The organism is Micromonospora peucetia (genome assembly GCF_900091625.1).
GTDB lineage: Bacteria > Actinomycetota > Actinomycetes > Mycobacteriales > Micromonosporaceae > Micromonospora > Micromonospora peucetia.
This window is the reverse complement of record NZ_FMIC01000002.1, coordinates 5,007,554-5,023,021: the sequence shown is the minus strand read 5'-3', so window position 1 is coordinate 5,023,021 and position 15,468 is coordinate 5,007,554. Positions and strand designations below refer to the sequence as shown.

Annotated in this window: 10 protein-coding genes; 4 read left to right on the top strand and 6 right to left on the bottom strand. The window is 73.0% G+C overall.

The window, feature by feature from the left end:
* The first annotated feature begins 116 nt into the window (after positions 1-116).
* Entirely contained in the window at positions 117-2,822 is a 2,706-nt protein-coding gene (locus GA0070608_RS22730; RefSeq protein WP_091630534.1) for a COR domain-containing protein, read from the top strand.
* 192 nt (positions 2,823-3,014) lie between these two features.
* Here GA0070608_RS22730 and GA0070608_RS22720 read toward each other — a convergent pair whose 3' ends face one another.
* Complete coding sequence (locus GA0070608_RS22720) at positions 3,015-4,808, bottom strand: ABC transporter ATP-binding protein (RefSeq protein ID WP_091630532.1); 1,794 nt, start codon at positions 4,806-4,808, stop codon at positions 3,015-3,017.
* Between the two features lie 79 nt (positions 4,809-4,887).
* On the opposite strand from GA0070608_RS22720, the gene GA0070608_RS22715 reads away from it, so the two are divergent.
* Both GA0070608_RS22715 and GA0070608_RS22710 read left to right on the top strand, forming a co-directional pair.
* Positions 4,888-5,313, top strand: a complete 426-nt coding sequence (locus GA0070608_RS22715; protein ID WP_091630531.1) for a MarR family winged helix-turn-helix transcriptional regulator — start codon at positions 4,888-4,890, stop codon at positions 5,311-5,313.
* A gap of 283 nt (positions 5,314-5,596) precedes the next feature.
* Positions 5,597-7,381: an N-acetylglutaminylglutamine amidotransferase gene (locus GA0070608_RS22710; RefSeq protein WP_091630530.1), complete on the top strand. Its 1,785-nt coding sequence runs from the start codon at positions 5,597-5,599 to the stop codon at positions 7,379-7,381.
* 589 nt (positions 7,382-7,970) lie between these two features.
* On the opposite strand, the gene GA0070608_RS22705 is transcribed toward GA0070608_RS22710, so the two are convergent.
* The 3 genes from GA0070608_RS22705 to GA0070608_RS22695 all read right to left on the bottom strand — a co-directional run bounded on the left by GA0070608_RS22705 (position 7,971) and on the right by GA0070608_RS22695 (position 10,877).
* Positions 7,971-9,104: a carboxylate-amine ligase gene (locus GA0070608_RS22705; protein ID WP_091630529.1), complete on the bottom strand. Its 1,134-nt coding sequence runs from the start codon at positions 9,102-9,104 to the stop codon at positions 7,971-7,973.
* A 208-nt stretch (positions 9,105-9,312) separates the two neighbouring features.
* Complete coding sequence (locus tag GA0070608_RS22700) at positions 9,313-10,524, bottom strand: RNA polymerase sigma factor (RefSeq protein ID WP_091630528.1); 1,212 nt, start codon at positions 10,522-10,524, stop codon at positions 9,313-9,315.
* A 2-nt stretch (positions 10,525-10,526) separates the two neighbouring features.
* On the bottom strand, positions 10,527-10,877 hold the full coding sequence (locus tag GA0070608_RS22695) for a YciI family protein (protein WP_091630527.1): 351 nt from the start codon (positions 10,875-10,877) through the stop codon (positions 10,527-10,529).
* Between the two features lie 192 nt (positions 10,878-11,069).
* Between GA0070608_RS22695 and GA0070608_RS22690 the strand changes: the two genes are divergently transcribed.
* The gene (locus tag GA0070608_RS22690; RefSeq protein WP_141719530.1) at positions 11,070-11,327 is read left to right on the top strand and encodes a hypothetical protein; all 258 of its coding nucleotides are present in this window, start codon (positions 11,070-11,072) and stop codon (positions 11,325-11,327) included.
* Between the two features lie 152 nt (positions 11,328-11,479).
* Here GA0070608_RS22690 and GA0070608_RS22685 read toward each other — a convergent pair whose 3' ends face one another.
* Together GA0070608_RS22685 and GA0070608_RS22680 are read right to left on the bottom strand one after the other, a co-directional pair.
* Positions 11,480-14,350 (bottom strand): DUF5682 family protein, encoded by a 2,871-nt coding sequence (locus GA0070608_RS22685; protein WP_091630525.1) that lies wholly within the window; start codon positions 14,348-14,350, stop codon positions 11,480-11,482.
* A complete protein-coding gene (locus tag GA0070608_RS22680; protein ID WP_091630524.1) occupies positions 14,347-15,459 on the bottom strand; it encodes an ATP-binding protein in 1,113 nt (370 codons plus the stop codon). Before GA0070608_RS22680 ends, GA0070608_RS22685 begins: the two co-directional genes overlap by 4 nt.
* Between the last annotated feature and the right edge of the window lie 9 nt (positions 15,460-15,468).

Here is a 15,468-nt window from a genome sequence, read left to right as displayed (position 1 = left end):
CGGGCGTTGACCATGACCGGGACCGCGACGAGCAGCGCCCCGGGCTACGGACGGCATGCTCGTTGACACATCGTCCATAGTGGTGAGAGATCCTGAGCCGCGAGGATGGGCGACCATTGGAAACCGTAGCGAACCTCAGCCGCACCGGGCTCTCCGCACTTCCCCCTGAGCTGCTCGCGAGGACCGATCTCGAAACGCTGATCCTCTACCACAACCACATCACCGACCTCCCGGCCGAGGTCGGAAAGCTGCACCGGCTGCGGAAGCTGGACCTGGCGGGCAACAGCCTGACCGGCCTGCCGGCGGAGATCGGCGAGCTGAAGCTGCTGCGGGAACTCGACCTGGGCGGCAACCTGCTCACCACGCTGCCGCCGCAGATCGGTGAACTGCCCGGGTTGCAACTGCTCGATCTGCGGGACAACCAGCTCACCATGTTGCCGACGTCGCTCGCGCCGCTGTTGGCCAAGGGCCAACTGACCGTCCGGCTGGACGGCAATCCTCTGGACGAGGCCCTCGCCCAGACCCTCGGCCGGGGCACCCGGGCGCTCGGGGCCTACCTGCAGAGCCTGGAGGACGGCGTCCCCCAGTTCGAGGCCAAGATCCTGCTGGTCGGAGAGGGCAACGTCGGCAAGACGTCGCTCGTGGGGGCGCTCAACAACGAGCAGTTCGTCAAGGGACGTCCCACCACCCACGGAATCGAGATCCGCGAACTACGACTGCCCCACCCGTGGAAGGACGAGGTGCTGACCCTGCGCACCTGGGACTTCGGCGGGCAGGAGATCTATCGGGTCACCCACCAGTTCTTCTTCAGCCGGCGAGCGGTTTACCTGCTGGTCTGGCACCCCCGGGAGGGTCAGGAGCAGGGCGAGGTGGAAGGTTGGTTGCGCCGTATCCGGCTCAGGGTCGGCGCGGACGCCAGGGTCGTGGTCGTCGCCACCCACGGCGACGAGCGGCGGCCGGAGCTGGACTATCCCCGGCTACGGGATGCCTTTCCCACGATGTTGGCCGGGCAGCACACGGTCGACAGCGAGACGGCCAACGGCATACCGGCGCTCCGACAGGCCATCGCCGCGGAAGCGGCCCGGCTGCCCCAGATGGGGCAGCTCACCAGCAGGCGGTGGGCCGACGCCCGGGACGCGATCCTGACCAGGGCCGCCGCCGAACCACAGATCCCGTTCGACGACTTCGCCGTCATATGCCGTCAGCACCGCGTCCGTGACGAGGAGATCCACCACCTCGCGGAACTGCTCCACGACCTGGGGCAGGTCATCTACTACGGTGACGACGACGGCCTGCGGGACATCGTGATCCTCAACCCCGAGTGGCTCACGAAGGCGATCAGCCATGTGCTGGAGGACCAGGCTGTCCGCCATGGCAACGGCATCCTCGACCACCGGGAGCTGCGGCGGATCTGGCGCCGCCGCGACGACGGCCTCTCCTATGACCGGACGCACCATCCGTTCTTCCTGCGGCTGATGGAGAAGTTCGACGTCTCCTACCGGCTCGAAGACGGCGAGCGCAGCCTGATCGCCCAACTCGTGCCGTTCGAGCGGCCCGTCCTGCCCTGGGGCGCATCCACTCCGGTCCCGGACGGCCTCCGCGTGCTCCGGCTGACCTGCGAGCTCGACGAGAGCGCTCCGCCGGGTCTGGTCGCCTGGCTCACCGTGCGGCACCACGACGCGTCGACGGGACGCCACTGGCGACGCGGCGTCTTCCTCCGGCATCCGATCGATGCCTACCGGTCGGAAGCCCTGGTGGAGCTGCACACCGACCAGGCACTGACCGTGGAGGTACGCGCGCCGTCGCCCGACCTGTTCTTCAACGTGCTACGGGACAGCCTGGAACGACTGCTGACGACCCGGTGGCCGGGGCTCGCCTTCAGACTGTTCGTACCCTGCCCCACCGGTGACGCCGACGGAGTCGGGTGTGCCGGCCGGTTCCCGCTCGACGGGCTGATCAAATTCCGGGAACGCTCGGCCGCCCCGGCGCCGGTCCGGGAGGCCACCGCCGTCCGTGCCGGGGAGCCGGAGCGCGACCCGATGCAGCGGCTCAGCCTGCCGTGCCTGACCTGTCAACACGATCACGACGTCACCGGCCTGTTGACCGGGTTCGTCCCACCGACGCTGTTGGGCGACGAGTTGAACCGTCTGGAACGACGGATGGGCACGCTGACCCGGGAGGTCGGCCAGATCGGCGGTCACCTGGCAGACGCGGCCTCCTTCGCCGCCGACTCCGCGCATCACCTCCGCCAAGTGGTCAAGGCCGTCGGCACCGAGGTCACCGACTGCCCCCGCCTGTTCACCGTCGCGACGCTTCCACCGACCGGGTGGCGGTGGTTCTGGTTCACCCGGCGCCCCATCCGGATCACCCTGTGGTGCGAGCATCCCGGTCAGTGGCACACCTGGGACGGTGCGAGCTACCAACTGGACCAGCCTCGCCAGTGGTTGCGCGCCTCCGCTCCCTACCTGAACCTCATGTTCAAGACTCTGCGCCTCGTCCATCCGGTGGCGACGTCGATGGCTGCCTTCGTCGCCCCCGACCTGAGCGGCGTCCAGCGCGAACTCAATCTCATGAAGGCGCTGATCGACACCCTGCCGACCGCTGTCGTCGATGACGCCGCGCCGGTGGGGACGGACGCCCGGCACACTTTGTCGCCGGCGGAGGGAGCCGCGCTGCGGTCCTTCAGGGTGCTGCTCTCGCAGCTCGACCCCGCACAGACCTTCGGCGGGCTGAGCCGGGTGTTCACGCCGGCCGGAGAGTTCCTGTGGGTGTGCCCGAGGCACCGGCCCCTGCACGACCCGGGGCTGCCCGTGCTCCCCTGACAGCCGCAGCGCCACATTGCGGCTCCACAGTGTCCCCCGGCCGGCCGGGGGTGGAGCGCCGCCGCTCCCGGGCCGGCCGGGGGTCGGTGCGGACCTGGTCCAGCACGACGTGGACGCCGATGACCGTCGGTCGGTCGGTCCGGCGGCCCGGGGTCGGGTGTCCGAGGACACCGTCGACGGCAGCTCCGGTCGTCAGGCGGCCAGGGTCGCGTAGCGGCCGGCGCGCTCCAGCAGGCTGTCGTGGCTGCCGGACTCGACGATCCGGCCGTGGTCGAGCACGGCGATCCGGTCCGCGCCGCGCACCGTGGAGAGCCGGTGGGCGATGGTGATGGTGGTACGCCCCCGGGCCACCTCGTCGAACGCCCGCTGGACGGCGCGTTCGGTCTCGGTGTCCAGCGCGCTGGTGGCCTCGTCGAGGATCAGGATGCGCGGGTCGCGCAGCAGCGTACGGGCGATGGCGAGGCGCTGCTTCTCGCCGCCGGAGAAGCGGTGCCCCCGCGAGCCGACGACCGTGTCGTACCCGTCGGGCAGCCCGGCGAGCAGGTCGTGGATCTGGGCGGCGCGGGCGGCGGCCTCGATCTCGGCGTCGGTGGCGTCCGGGCGGGCGTAGCGCAGGTTCTCCCGCACGGTGGTGTGCAGCAGGTACGTCTCCTGGCTGACCACGCCGACGATCGCGGCCAGGTCGGCCAGGCGCAGGTCGCGCAGGTCGACGCCGTCGACGGTGATCCGGCCGCTGGTCGGGTCGTGCAGCCGGCTGACCAGCGCGGCCAGGGTGCTCTTGCCGGAACCGGTCTCGCCGACCAGGGCGAGCCCGGTGCCGGCCGGCACGTCGAGGGTGATCCCGGCGACGGCGGCGGTGTCGCTGCCCGGGTAGCGGAAGGTGACGTCGGTGAGGCGCAGGTCGCCCCGGACCCGGCGGGGGTCGACGTCGACCGGCTCGGCGGGGTCGTCCACCTCGACCGGCAGGTCCAGGTACTCGAAGATCCGGGCGAACAGCGCCAGCGAGGCGGTCACCGAGACGCCCACGTTGAGCAGGCCCATCAGCGGCCGGAACAGCCCGCCCTGCAAGGCGGTGAAGGCGACCAGGGTGCCGATGCTGAGGGTGCCGGCGGCGCCGGGCAGGCCGGCGCTGAGGTAGATGACCGCCGGGATGGCGGCGAAGACGACGCTCATCGTGGCCATCCGCCAGCGGCCGGCGAGCTCCGAGCGCAACTCCAGGTCGACCAGACGGTCCGACGAGGCGGCGAAGCGCGCGGCCAGGGCGGGGCCGGTGCCGAGGGTCTTGGCCAGGTGTACGCCGCTGACCGACAGCCCCTCCTCGACGGTGACGTTGAGATCGGCGAGCTCGCGCTGCCGTTGCGCGGTGATCTCGCGACGCAGGTGCGCGACCCGGCGGGTCAGCCAGATGGCCGGCGGCAGCACGACGAGGGAGACCAGGGAGAGCCGCCAGGAGAGCGCGACCATCGCCACCGCGGTGGCGATCACGGTGGTCAGGTTGGACGCGATCGAGGTGGCGGTCGAGGTGACCACGCTCTGCATGCCGCCGATGTCGTTGGTGATCCGGGACTGCACCTCACCGGTGCGGGTGCGGGTGAAGAACGCCAGCGACTGCCGTTGCAGGTGGGTGAAGACGTCGGTGCGCAGCCGGTGCATGACCTGCTGCCCGACCCGGGTGGAGATCCAGGTCTGCACCACGCCGAGCACGGAGGTCACGGCGGCGACGGCGATCATGCCGGCCACCAGCCAGGCCAGCAGCGGCAGGTCGCGATCCGGCAGGGCCCGGTCGATCACGGCCCGGAGCAGGAAGGGAGAGGCCATGGCGAGCACCGAGGAGGCCACGATGATCGCGGTGACCGTGCCGAGCGCGCCCCGGTGCCGGGCGAACAGCCGGCCGATGCGCCGCAGCGACACCTGGCGGGCCTGCGCCTTCTCGGCGGCGGTGACCTTGCGGGGGCCGCGGTCGCGGCCGGAGGGGACGGGTTCCAAGGGATACTTCCTCACGTAGGCATTGCTGAGGTTACCTCAACATGAGGGAGCAACAGCTTATACTGCTACCGTATTCCCCGTGACCGGAGACACCGACGACGGCGGGGACGGCCTCGCCGAGGCGTTCCGGGCGGTGACCCGGCGGCTGCGCCACCGCACCCGGGAGGCGCTCGCGCCATGGGACGTCACACCCGGCCAGTCCCGCGCGCTCGGCGTGCTGATCCGGCACGGCACGCTGCGGCTCAGCGCGCTCGCCGAGCACCTGCGCATCGCCCCGCGCTCGGCCACCGAGGTCGTGGACGACCTCGAGGCGCGCGGGCTCGTGCGGCGCCGGCCGGACCCGGCGGACCGGCGCGCCACCCTGGTCGCGCCGACCGAGGAGGGTATCCGCACCGGCGCCGCCATCCACGCCGCCCGCCGGGCCGCCGCCGAGGACCTCTTCGGTGGCCTCGCACCCGCCGACCGGGACCAGCTCACCCGCATCCTGCGTACGCTGCGCGACTGACCGGCCCGCCGGATCGCCCGGAGATCGGCTCGGGACGTGGATCACCGCTGCCGAAGCACCGGCGACAACCCGGTACCGCCCGGCGGCCCGGGCACCCCCGAACGGCGCGGCACGGCCCCGAGCGGCGCGGCGCGCGGGGTTTGCCGCCCCGCGTGCCGGGTAGCCCAGCGGCCCGTCCTGCCGACGGGACCGGGCCCCCGTGAGCGGGCGGCCCGGCACCTGCGACGCCGACAGGAGTGGTGACGGTGGGTCCGGTGTCCCGGAAGTCCGGTGGCCGCTGACGATGTGCGGCATCAGCGGCGAGGCGAGGTTCGACGGATCGACGCCGGACGCCGGCGCGGTGACCCGGATGACCGAGGCGATGCGGTCCCGCGGCCCCGACGGCGAGGGCCTCTTCACCGACGGCTGGGTGACCCTCGGGCACCGCCGGCTCACCATCATCGACCTCACCGAGGCCGGCTCCCAGCCGATGGTCCGTGAGGACCTGGGGCTGGCGGTCGTCTTCAACGGCTGCGTCTACAACTATCCCCAACTGCGCGAGGAGCTGCGGGACGCCGGGCACACCTTCCACTCCACCAGTGACACCGAGGTCATCCTGGTGGCGTACGCACAGTGGGGTGAGGATTTCGTCGACCGCCTGGTCGGCATGTTCGCCGTCGCGCTGGTGGACCGGCGGCGGCGCCGGCTGGTGCTGGCCCGCGACCGGCTCGGCATCAAGCCGCTCTACCTCGCGGAGTCACCCGGCTGCCTGCGGTTCGCCTCCACCCTGCCGGCGCTGCTGCGCGCCGGCGACGTGGACACCACGATCGACCCGGTGGCGCTGCACCACTACCTCTCCTGGCACTCCATCGTGCCGGCGCCCCGGACCGTCCTACGCGGGGTACGCAAGCTCCCCCCGGCCACCCTGCGCGTCGTCGAGGCCGACGGGCGCAGCCGCGAGCACGTCTACTGGCGGCCCGACTACGCCCGGGACCCCGCCCACGACGGCATGAACGCCGGCCAGTGGCGGGCCACCGTCGGGGAGGCGCTGCGCACGGCCGTACGACGACGGCTCGTCGCCGACGTCCCCGTCGGCGTGCTGCTCTCCGGCGGCCTGGACTCCAGCATGATCGTGGCGCTGCTGGCCGAGGCCGGACAGCAGGACCTCCAGACCTTCAGCATCGGCTTCGACAGCCGGGGCGGCGAGGCCGGCGACGAGTTCCACTACTCCGACCTGGTCGCGCGGGCCTTCGGCACCGACCACCACCGCATCCGGCTCGCCGACGACGACCTGGTCCCGGCGGTACGCCGCACCGTCCACGCGATGACCGAACCGATGGGCAGCCACGACGTGGTCGCCTTCCACCTGCTCTCCGAGCAGGTGGCCCGGCACGTCAAGGTGGCCCAGTCCGGCCAGGGCGCCGACGAGGTCTTCGCCGGCTACGGCTACCACCAGCCACTCGCCCGGGTGCCCCGGGCCGACGCGGCGACCACCTTCGCCGACGCGTTCTTCGACCGGGACCACGCCGAACTGAACCGGGTGGTCGACCCGGCGTACGCCTGCGACCGCGACGTCAGTCGCGAGTTGCTCGCGGCGGACCTGGCCGCGCCGGGCGCGCAGACGGCGCTGGACTCGGTGCTGCGCCTGGACACCCACCTGATGCTCCCCGACGACCCGGTCAAGCGGGTGGACAGCATGAGCATGGCGTGGGGGCTGGAGGTGCGCACCCCGTTCCTGGACCAGGACCTGGTCGCCCTGGCCGCGGCCTGCCCGCCCGAGCACAAGGTGGCCGACGGCGGCAAGGGCGTGCTCAAGGAGATCGCCCGCCAGGTGCTGCCCGCCGAGGTGGTCGACCGGCCGAAGGGCTACTTCCCGGTGCCGGCGCTGCGCAACGTCGACGGGCCGGTACGGCAGCTCGTCGCCGAGGCCCTCGCCGCCCCCGCCGCCCGCGAACGCGGCCTGTTCCGCCGCGAGTACGTCGACGAGCTGCTCGCCGAGCCGGACCGGGCGCAGGCGGCCGCGGGCAGCAACAAGCTGTGGCAGCTCGGTCTGCTGGAACTCTGGCTCCAGTCCCACGACATCCGCTGACCGCCCCCGGCCCACGCACGCCGCCCCGCCGGACGCCGACCGACCCGGCCGACGCCCGGCAGACAGCCCCGGGCGGCGCACGCCGACCTGACCGCCCCGCGCCGCTGCCTACCGCCGCAATCCGGACGTCCCGCACCGCTCCCGACCGTTTGGGATCCGGCTGCCATCAGGCTGGCCGGCACCGGCAGCCCCGACACCGGAAACCCGACACCGGGGGCTCCCGATGCTGGCAGCGTCGGGCCGTCGCCAGGCCGCGGCTACAGACGCCGCCGAGTCCACGGCGGACGACAGCCGAGCCCACGAGTGGAACAGCATGGGTGTCTCCACCGCCCGGTGACACCCATGCTGTTCCACTGAACCCCACTGCCGCCGTCCCCAGCGGCGGACGACGGCAGCGGCAGTTGCCCGACGGAGTGCGGCCGGTGGCGGCGGGTGCCCAACGGGAGTGCGGCGGCAGGCCGCAGGACAGGCGACAGAATCAGGCGGCGAGGCGGTAGGCGGTGAGGTGGCCGTCAGGCTGTGGCGGCCACGGCATCCGTTGGCCGCCCCACCAGTTCGGGTGGTGGCTCGGCAACCGGGGCGGGACGACTCAACCGGCGCGGGTCTCGACGGCCAGGTGGTCCAGGACCGCTCGCACGTCGTTGTCGGTACGCGCCATCACGCGGCGCTGCCGGGTGGCGCCGTTGCCGTCGCGGCGCAGCCGGGCAAGCTGGTGGCGTACGTAGTCGAGGTCGCCGTGCCGGGCCAGCGCCGGCGCGACCGTGTCGACGAGGTCGTCGACCAGGTCCCAGGCCGGGCGGGCGCAACCGGAGCGCAGGTCGATCAGATCGCCCTCCAGCCCGTCGTGGGCGGCCCGCCAGTGTGCGGCCGAGACCAGGCAGTCCCGGATCCGTCGGGCGGGGACCCCGGCGCGGACGTCGTCGGCCAGCGTCGCGACGAGCGCCCGGGCCAGCCCGGCGACCAGCACCGCGTCGTCCACGGCCGGGCAGACGTCGCCCACCCGGATCTCGACCGTGGGGTACGCGGCTGACGGGCGCGCGTACCAGTAGACCATCGCCGCGTCGAGCATGATCCCGGTGTTGATCAGGTCGTCCACCGTCGCGTCGTAGTCGGCGGCCGACTCGAAGTGTGGCGTCGGGCCGATGCTGGGCCAGCGTTCCAACTGCATGGAACGCCAACTGGCGTGGCCGGTGTCGCGGCCGTCGTACAGCGGCGAGTTGGCGGTGATCGCCTGCACCACCGGCAGCCAGGGGCGCAGGTGGTTGCAGACCTGCACGGCCAGTTCGCGGTCGGGCATCCCGACGTGTACGTGGCAGGCGCAGACGGCCGGATCGTGCGCCACCGGCCCGAACCGCCGGGACATCGCGTGGTAGCGGGGTTTGTCCGGCACCGTCCGGTGCGGCTCGTGCACGGGGGTGGCACCGACCGCGACGAGTCGGGCCCCGGCAGCCTCGGCAGCGTTGCCTGCGGAGCGGCGCAGCGCCACCAGGTGCGCCCGCAGGTCGGCCAGGTCGGCGGTGACCGGCGTGACCATCTCCACCATGCTGTGCCGGAACTCCTGCCGGCTCTGGTCCCGCGCGCTGCCGGACAGGGCGGTGAGCACTCGGTCGGCGACCGGCAGGCTCTCCCCCGTATGCGGGTCGAGCAGGAGGTATTCCTCCTCCATCCCGAGCGTCAGGGTGGTCAGGTCGGGAGCGGTGGCAACTGCCGGACGGTACGTCATGGGCGCTCGGCGTCCGTTCCTCGGGCGGCGCGCCGGGCGCCGCGCTGCCGGATGATCCGGGTTCCCGGCCCACCGAGCGGGCAAACGCGCAGGGCAGGGGCGCCGTTTCCGGCCGGCGGGGCGGACCGGCGGGGTCTGTGCCGGTGGCGACCCCGGTGCGCCCCAGGGCCATCGCGGGTCGCCGGTGCAGGCGCGGCCCACCCGGGCGTTATCCGCCCGTCAGCGCCAAGGCCGCCCGCGTGGACAGGAAGGCGCGTTCGGCCGCGTTGTCCGTCCGCTCGGCGGCCGTCCGGTACGCCTGCGCCGCCTCCCCCGCCCGGCCCAGCCGCCGCAGCAGGTCCGCCCGGACGGCGTGGAACACGTGGTAGCCGGCCAGGTCGAGCCGCTCGACGACGGCCAGCGCCGCCGCCGGCCCGGCCACCTCGGCGAGCGCGACAGCCCGGTTCAGCGCCACCACCGGCCCCGGGGCGTACGCGGTGAGCTGGTCGTACAGCGTGAGGATCTGGGTCCAGTCGGTGCTGGCGGCGTCGGGCGCGTCGCTGTGCACGGCGGCGATCGCGGCCTGGATCTGGTACGGACCGGGCCGGTCGCGGCGCAGGCAGCGGCGGACCAGGGCCTGCCCCTCGGCGACGAGCCCGGCGTCCCACCGGCGGCGGTCCTGCTCGGGCAGCGGCACCAGCGTGCCGCCGACCGTGGTGCGGGCGGGGCGGCGCGCCTCGGTGAGCAGCATCAACGCCAGCAGCCCCAGCGCCTCCGGTTCGTCCGGCATCAGCTCCACCAGCAGCCGGCCCAGCCGGATCGCCTCGGCACACAGCTCGTCGCGGACGAGCCGGTCGCCCGAGCTGGCGGTGTGCCCCTCGGTGAAGATCAGATAGAGCACGGCCAGCACGGCGGAGAGCCGGTCCGGCAGGTCGGCGTCGCGGGGCACCCGGTAAGGGATCCCGGCATCGCGGATCTTGGCTTTGGCCCGGACGATCCGCTGGGCCATGGTCGTCTCGGGCACCAGGAACACCCGGGCGATCTCGGCGGTGCCCAGCCCGCCGAGCAGCCGCAGGGTCAGCGCGACCCGGGCGGCCGGGCCGAGCGCCGGATGGCAGCAGGTGAAGATCAGCCGGAGCCGGTCGTCGCGCACGGGTCCCTCCTCGGCCGGTATGTCGCGGACGTGCAGCAGGGCCGCCTGGGCGTGCCGGTCCGCCCGGGATGTCTCCCGGCGCAGCCGGTCGACGGCCCGGTTCCGGGCGGTGGTGATGATCCAGCCGGCCGGGCTGGGTGGCGGCCCGGTCTCCGGCCACCGCGCCACCGCCACCGCGAACGCCTCCTGTACCGCCTCCTCGGCGAGGTCGATGTCGCCGAGGAGGCGGACCAGGACGGCGACCGCGCGGCCGTACTCCGCGCGGAACACCGCCTCCACGTCCGGCACGGTCAACTCTCACCCTGGAAGGGGCGCACCTCGATCGGCAAGGTGGTGGCCAGCGCGTAGCGGCGGCCCCACGCCAACGCGGCGTCGAGGTCGGGCGCCCGCAGGATGGTGACGCCGCCGAGGTGTTCCTTGCCCTCGACGAACGGTCCGTCGGTGACCAGCACGTCCCCGTCCTTCGGCCGCAGCACGGTCGCCGTGTCCGGCGCGTGCAGCCCCTGGCCGAACACCCAGCACCCGGACGCCTCCAGTTCCTCCCGGATGGCGCCGAGCTCACGCATCACCCCGGCCAGGAACTCCGGGTCCGGCATCCCCTCGCCGCCAGGCTGGTAGATGCTGACCAGGTACTGCTTCATGACTTCTCCTCGCGTCGACGGCCGGCACCACCGCCGGCCTCTCATCCTCCATACGAACGAGGCGAGCCTGGATCGACAACCTGCGGGAAATTCGGCGACCGGGCCGTCGACGGTGGGGCCGCATCATCGTTTGTGGACGTGCTGACGACCGTGAGTGTGGTGATCTCACACAGTGCGGCGAGAATCGGTCCCATGCCAGACGACAGCGCCGCCCCGGCCGACGACCGGCCGTCCGACCCGACGTACTCCGTCGACTACGAGCGGGCCGTCGCCCGGAAGATGCGGGCTCTCGGGCTCTCCACCGGCTCCGACTACTGGGTGTATGTACACGACGATCCGGAGCTCGTCGCGCTTCGTCGGTCGCGTTCTGCCCCCGCCGCTCAGATCGACCAGCAACGGTCGCTGGAACCGCCGGTCGCGAGACAGCCCCCGGTCGGAGACGACGCCTAGCCACGCCCGATCTCCCCGTCCGGCGGTCGCCGTTGCCGGCGGCGGTCAGAGCCGCCGGACCAGTTCGCCGATGGTGGTCCGCGCCGGCGGGCCGACAAGCTACCGCCCGCCGTGCAGGTCGGACGTCCCGCCGGCCCGTCGCCGACCCGCCGTCAGCTCGGCTCGCCCGCCAGCAACGCGGCCACCGCATCGGCGGTCTCCGGATGCGCGGACAGCAGGGTGGTCAGTTCCGGCGGGGTGGCGCTCGCGGTGGCGGCCTCCTCGCGCCACCCGCCGCCGCAGCCCAGCAGCGCGGCGACGGCGTCCACGGCCTCCGGATGGCCGGACAGCAGGCCGGCCACCGGCCCGGACGTGACCACGGGGACCGCCGCCTGCGGTGACGCCGGCGCCGACCACGGCGGCACCCAGGCGTCCAGCGCGGGCAGCGACCCGGGGAACGTACGCCCCGCCTCCCGCACCAGCAGCGGCACCAGTTCCGGGCCGTGCGCGCGCAGGGTGGTGATCAGTGTGGGCAGCCAGGGCAGCAGGACCGGGTCGGGTAGCCGGGCGAACGCGGACGACATCACCTCCACGACGAACGGGGCGAGCCCCGGCACCGGCTCAAGGGCCTGCACGAAGCCGCTCAGATATTGCGGGAAGGCGGGCACCACCAGCGGGTTGGCGAGCAACGTGGCACACCGCTCGCGCAACTCGGCCAGGGGCAGCAGGCCCAGTTGGTGCCGGGCCGCCCAGAGCAGCGCCATCTTGGCCGGCGTCTCCGGGTGGGACTGCGCGACGGCGAGTTCGAGCTGGGACCGGTCGCAGCCCAGGGAGAGCGCCAGGCTCTCCATGCCGAACAGGAAGCCCAGCATGGCGCCGACCTGACGGACGCCGCTGTCCTCGTCGAGGAAGGCGGTGGGCAGCAGGGTGCAGTAGTGCGCGTACCCGGTGGTCACGAACGCCTCGCACCAGGCCGGCAGCGGCCCGGTCGCGCGGTGGTGGGCGAGCAGCCGCCGGATCCGGCGCAGCACCTCGGGGGCCTCGTCGACGGTGCGTTCGGCGGCGAGCAGCTCCACCGCCCGGGCGCCGAGCTCGTCGACCAGGCGCGGGCTGTCGAGCAGCCGGATGGCGTCCTCGACGGCCTCCAACGCGACCGAAGCGGTCGCGTCCGGGCCCCGGACGGCCCGGCGCAGGCGCTGCTCCAGCACCTGCTCGACGGTGACCCCCTCGTAACCCAGCTCGATCAGCGCCCGCTGGCTGCGGCCGAGGGCGAGGTCCCAGCTCTCCTGGATCGAGCGGTGCCCCAACCGGCGCTCGCCCATGATGGGCCGGACCGCGTCGCGGGGCAGCAGATGCCGCAGCCGCCACAGCAGATCCGAGCAGGGCACCAGCTCCGGGTTGGCGTGCAGGTCCACCAGGGCCCGCTGGATCGTGCGTTTCTCCAGGTCCAGCCCGAGCGGGCCGAGCCGGTCGTGGACGTCGCGGGCGAGCGGCGGAAGCGCTTCGTAGCCCACCTGGCCGACCCGGTCGCCGCCGAACAGGATCTCGCAGAGCCGGCGGACGTCCCGGCGGCCCGGGACGACGTCCTTCTCGATGCAGGTGACCGCCGCGTCGGCGAAGTCGTACGGCGTGGGGCGGGCCCGGTTGCGCAGGCTGGCGAGGAGGATCGCGGTCTCGAAGACGGCGATCGCGTCGGCGGTGCTGGCCAGGTATCCGTTACGCCGGGCGAGGCGGACGATGTCCACGCACCAGCCCCGCAGCTCCGCCTCGTCCAGGCCCTGGGTCGCCGGCGGCTGCGCCAGGTATCCGGAGAGCCGGTCGGCGACCGGGGCAGCCGGTGCGGGAGCCGGGGTGGCGCGGCGGCGGCCACCGGTGCGGGTGCGCCCGCCGCGCTGCCCCTCCAGCCGGAACGGGGTCAGTCCGGTGCGGGCGACCGCCTTGGTCCAGGTCGCGGCGGCGATCGACACCGAGCCGGCGGCGAGACCGAACTGCGCCTCGATGGCGGAGTGGCTGGACGGGATGAGCCCGTAGTGCCACCGGGTGCCGGTGCGCGGGCTGATCTCGAACGGGGCGTCGGCGGCCAGCCCGAACTGCTCGACGCGGCTGGCCGCGTGGAAGGCCCCGCAGACGTGCAGGCACTCCGACGGGTCGGCACCCGAGCTGGCGAGGTGCTCGCGGATCCGGGTCCACATGTAGCGCTCGCGGTCCTCGTCGCGGTCCTGCCGGTCCGACCCGGCCGGGCGCAGCCGCCGGAACAGGCTGCCGATCAGCACCATCACCTGCCGGTAGGTGTCGTGGTCGGCGTCGGCCAGCGGCTGCTCGACGTACTGGTCCCACCACTCCGACCAGTGCCGGACCTTGCCGTGGTGCAGCAGGTAGGCCTCCAGCTCCGCGAAGCGGGGCCGCAGGTCGCCGATCTCCACCCCGACCGCGTCGCCGTGCAGGGCCGCCTCCTCCCCCGCCGGCGCGGCAGCCTCGACGTCCTCGCCGGCCGGGGCCTCGTCGGCGTCGTCAGGGCGGCGTGGCGACCACTGGAAGACGTGGTCGGTCGAGCGGTCCACCAGCACCAGCTCGACGCCCGGCGTCTCCAGCGCGTACGCGATGGCCTGGTATTCGGCGCTGGCCTCGGTGATCGGCGCGACCACGCTGAGCGGCCCCCAGTCGGCCGGGAAGCCGTCCAGCTGCGAGGCGAACGCCTGCACGGCCACCGGCAGGCGGCAGTTGCGCAGCTCACCCAGGAGCGGCTGAAGATCCTCGCAGAGCTCCAGGTAGATCACCTTCGGCTGCTTGGCGCGCAGCCTGCGGACCATGGCCAGCGCGGACGCCGGCGAGTGGTGGCAGACCGGGAAGATCTCCAGCTCCTCGCCGAGGGCGCGGTCGACGTCGTCGACGATGCCGGCGAGGATCTCCGCGACAGCGCCCGAGCTGCTGGCGAAGGCACTGGCGGCGGCGGTGAGCTGCTCGCGCAGCGCGCCGAACGGTCCGTCCGTAGACGTGGCGTTCGCGGTGGTCGGTCTCGGCGCGCTGCTGGTGGGGGCGGTCACGACAGGGAGGCGATCGCCTGGCGGCCACCGTCGAGGAAGCCCTCCCAACCGCCGCCGTCCTGCTTGGCCCGCGGCTCCACGACCCCGTGCAGGTACTTGTTGAGGATCGCCAGGTCCTCCGGGCTGCGCCGGGCCAGCGAGCCCACCAGCGACCCGGCCAGCGTCGCGGCCCGCAGGGTGCGGTCGCCGAAGAACTGGCTGTGCAGGATGGCGTCCTCCAGGACGCCGATCTGCTCGGCGGTGGACAGCGCCGACTCCAGCTTCTCGTCGTCGCTGGTCGCCGAGGAGGCGGCGGCGCGCAGGTCGGCGAAACTCTGCAACAGGATGTCCAGCAGGGTGGGTGGCACGTCCAGCGTGATCTGGTGCCGGCGCAGCAGCTCCTCGGTGCGGAAGCGGACAATCTCCGCCTCGCTGCGCTTGTTGGTCACCACGGGGATCCGGACGAAGTTGAACCGCCGCTTGAGCGCCGAGGAGAGGTCGTTCACGCCCCGGTCCCGGCTGTTCGCGGTGGCGATGATCGAGAAGCCGGGCCTGGCGAAGACGATGTTGTCGTGGTCCAGCTCCGGGACGGAGACGTACTTCTCCGACAGGATCGAGATCAGCGCGTCCTGCACGTCGCTGGTGGAACGGGTCAGCTCCTCGAACCGGCCGATGGTCCCCTGCTCCATCGCGGTCATGATCGGCGAGGGGATCATCGACTCCCGGGACTGGCCCCGGGCGATGACCATGGAGACGTTCCACGAATACTTGATGTGGTCCTCGGTGGTGCCGGCGGTGCCCTGGACCACCAGGGTCGAGTTGCGGCAGACGGCGGCGGACAGCAGTTCCGCCAGCCAGCTCTTGCCGGTGCCCGGATCGCCGATCAGCAGCAGGCCCCGGTCCGACGCCAGGGTCACGATGCTGCGTTCGACGAACGTGCGGTCGCCGAACCACTTCTGCGGGATCTCCCGGTCGAGCCCGTCGGCCCGCTCCGAGCCGAGGATGAACAATCGGACCATCCGCGGGCTCAGCCGCCACGAGAACGGCTTCGGGTCGGTGTCGACCGACTCCAGGAAGTCGAGTTCGTCGGCGTACTTGACCTCGGCGGGGGCACGCAGCATCTCGGACATGAGGGGTTC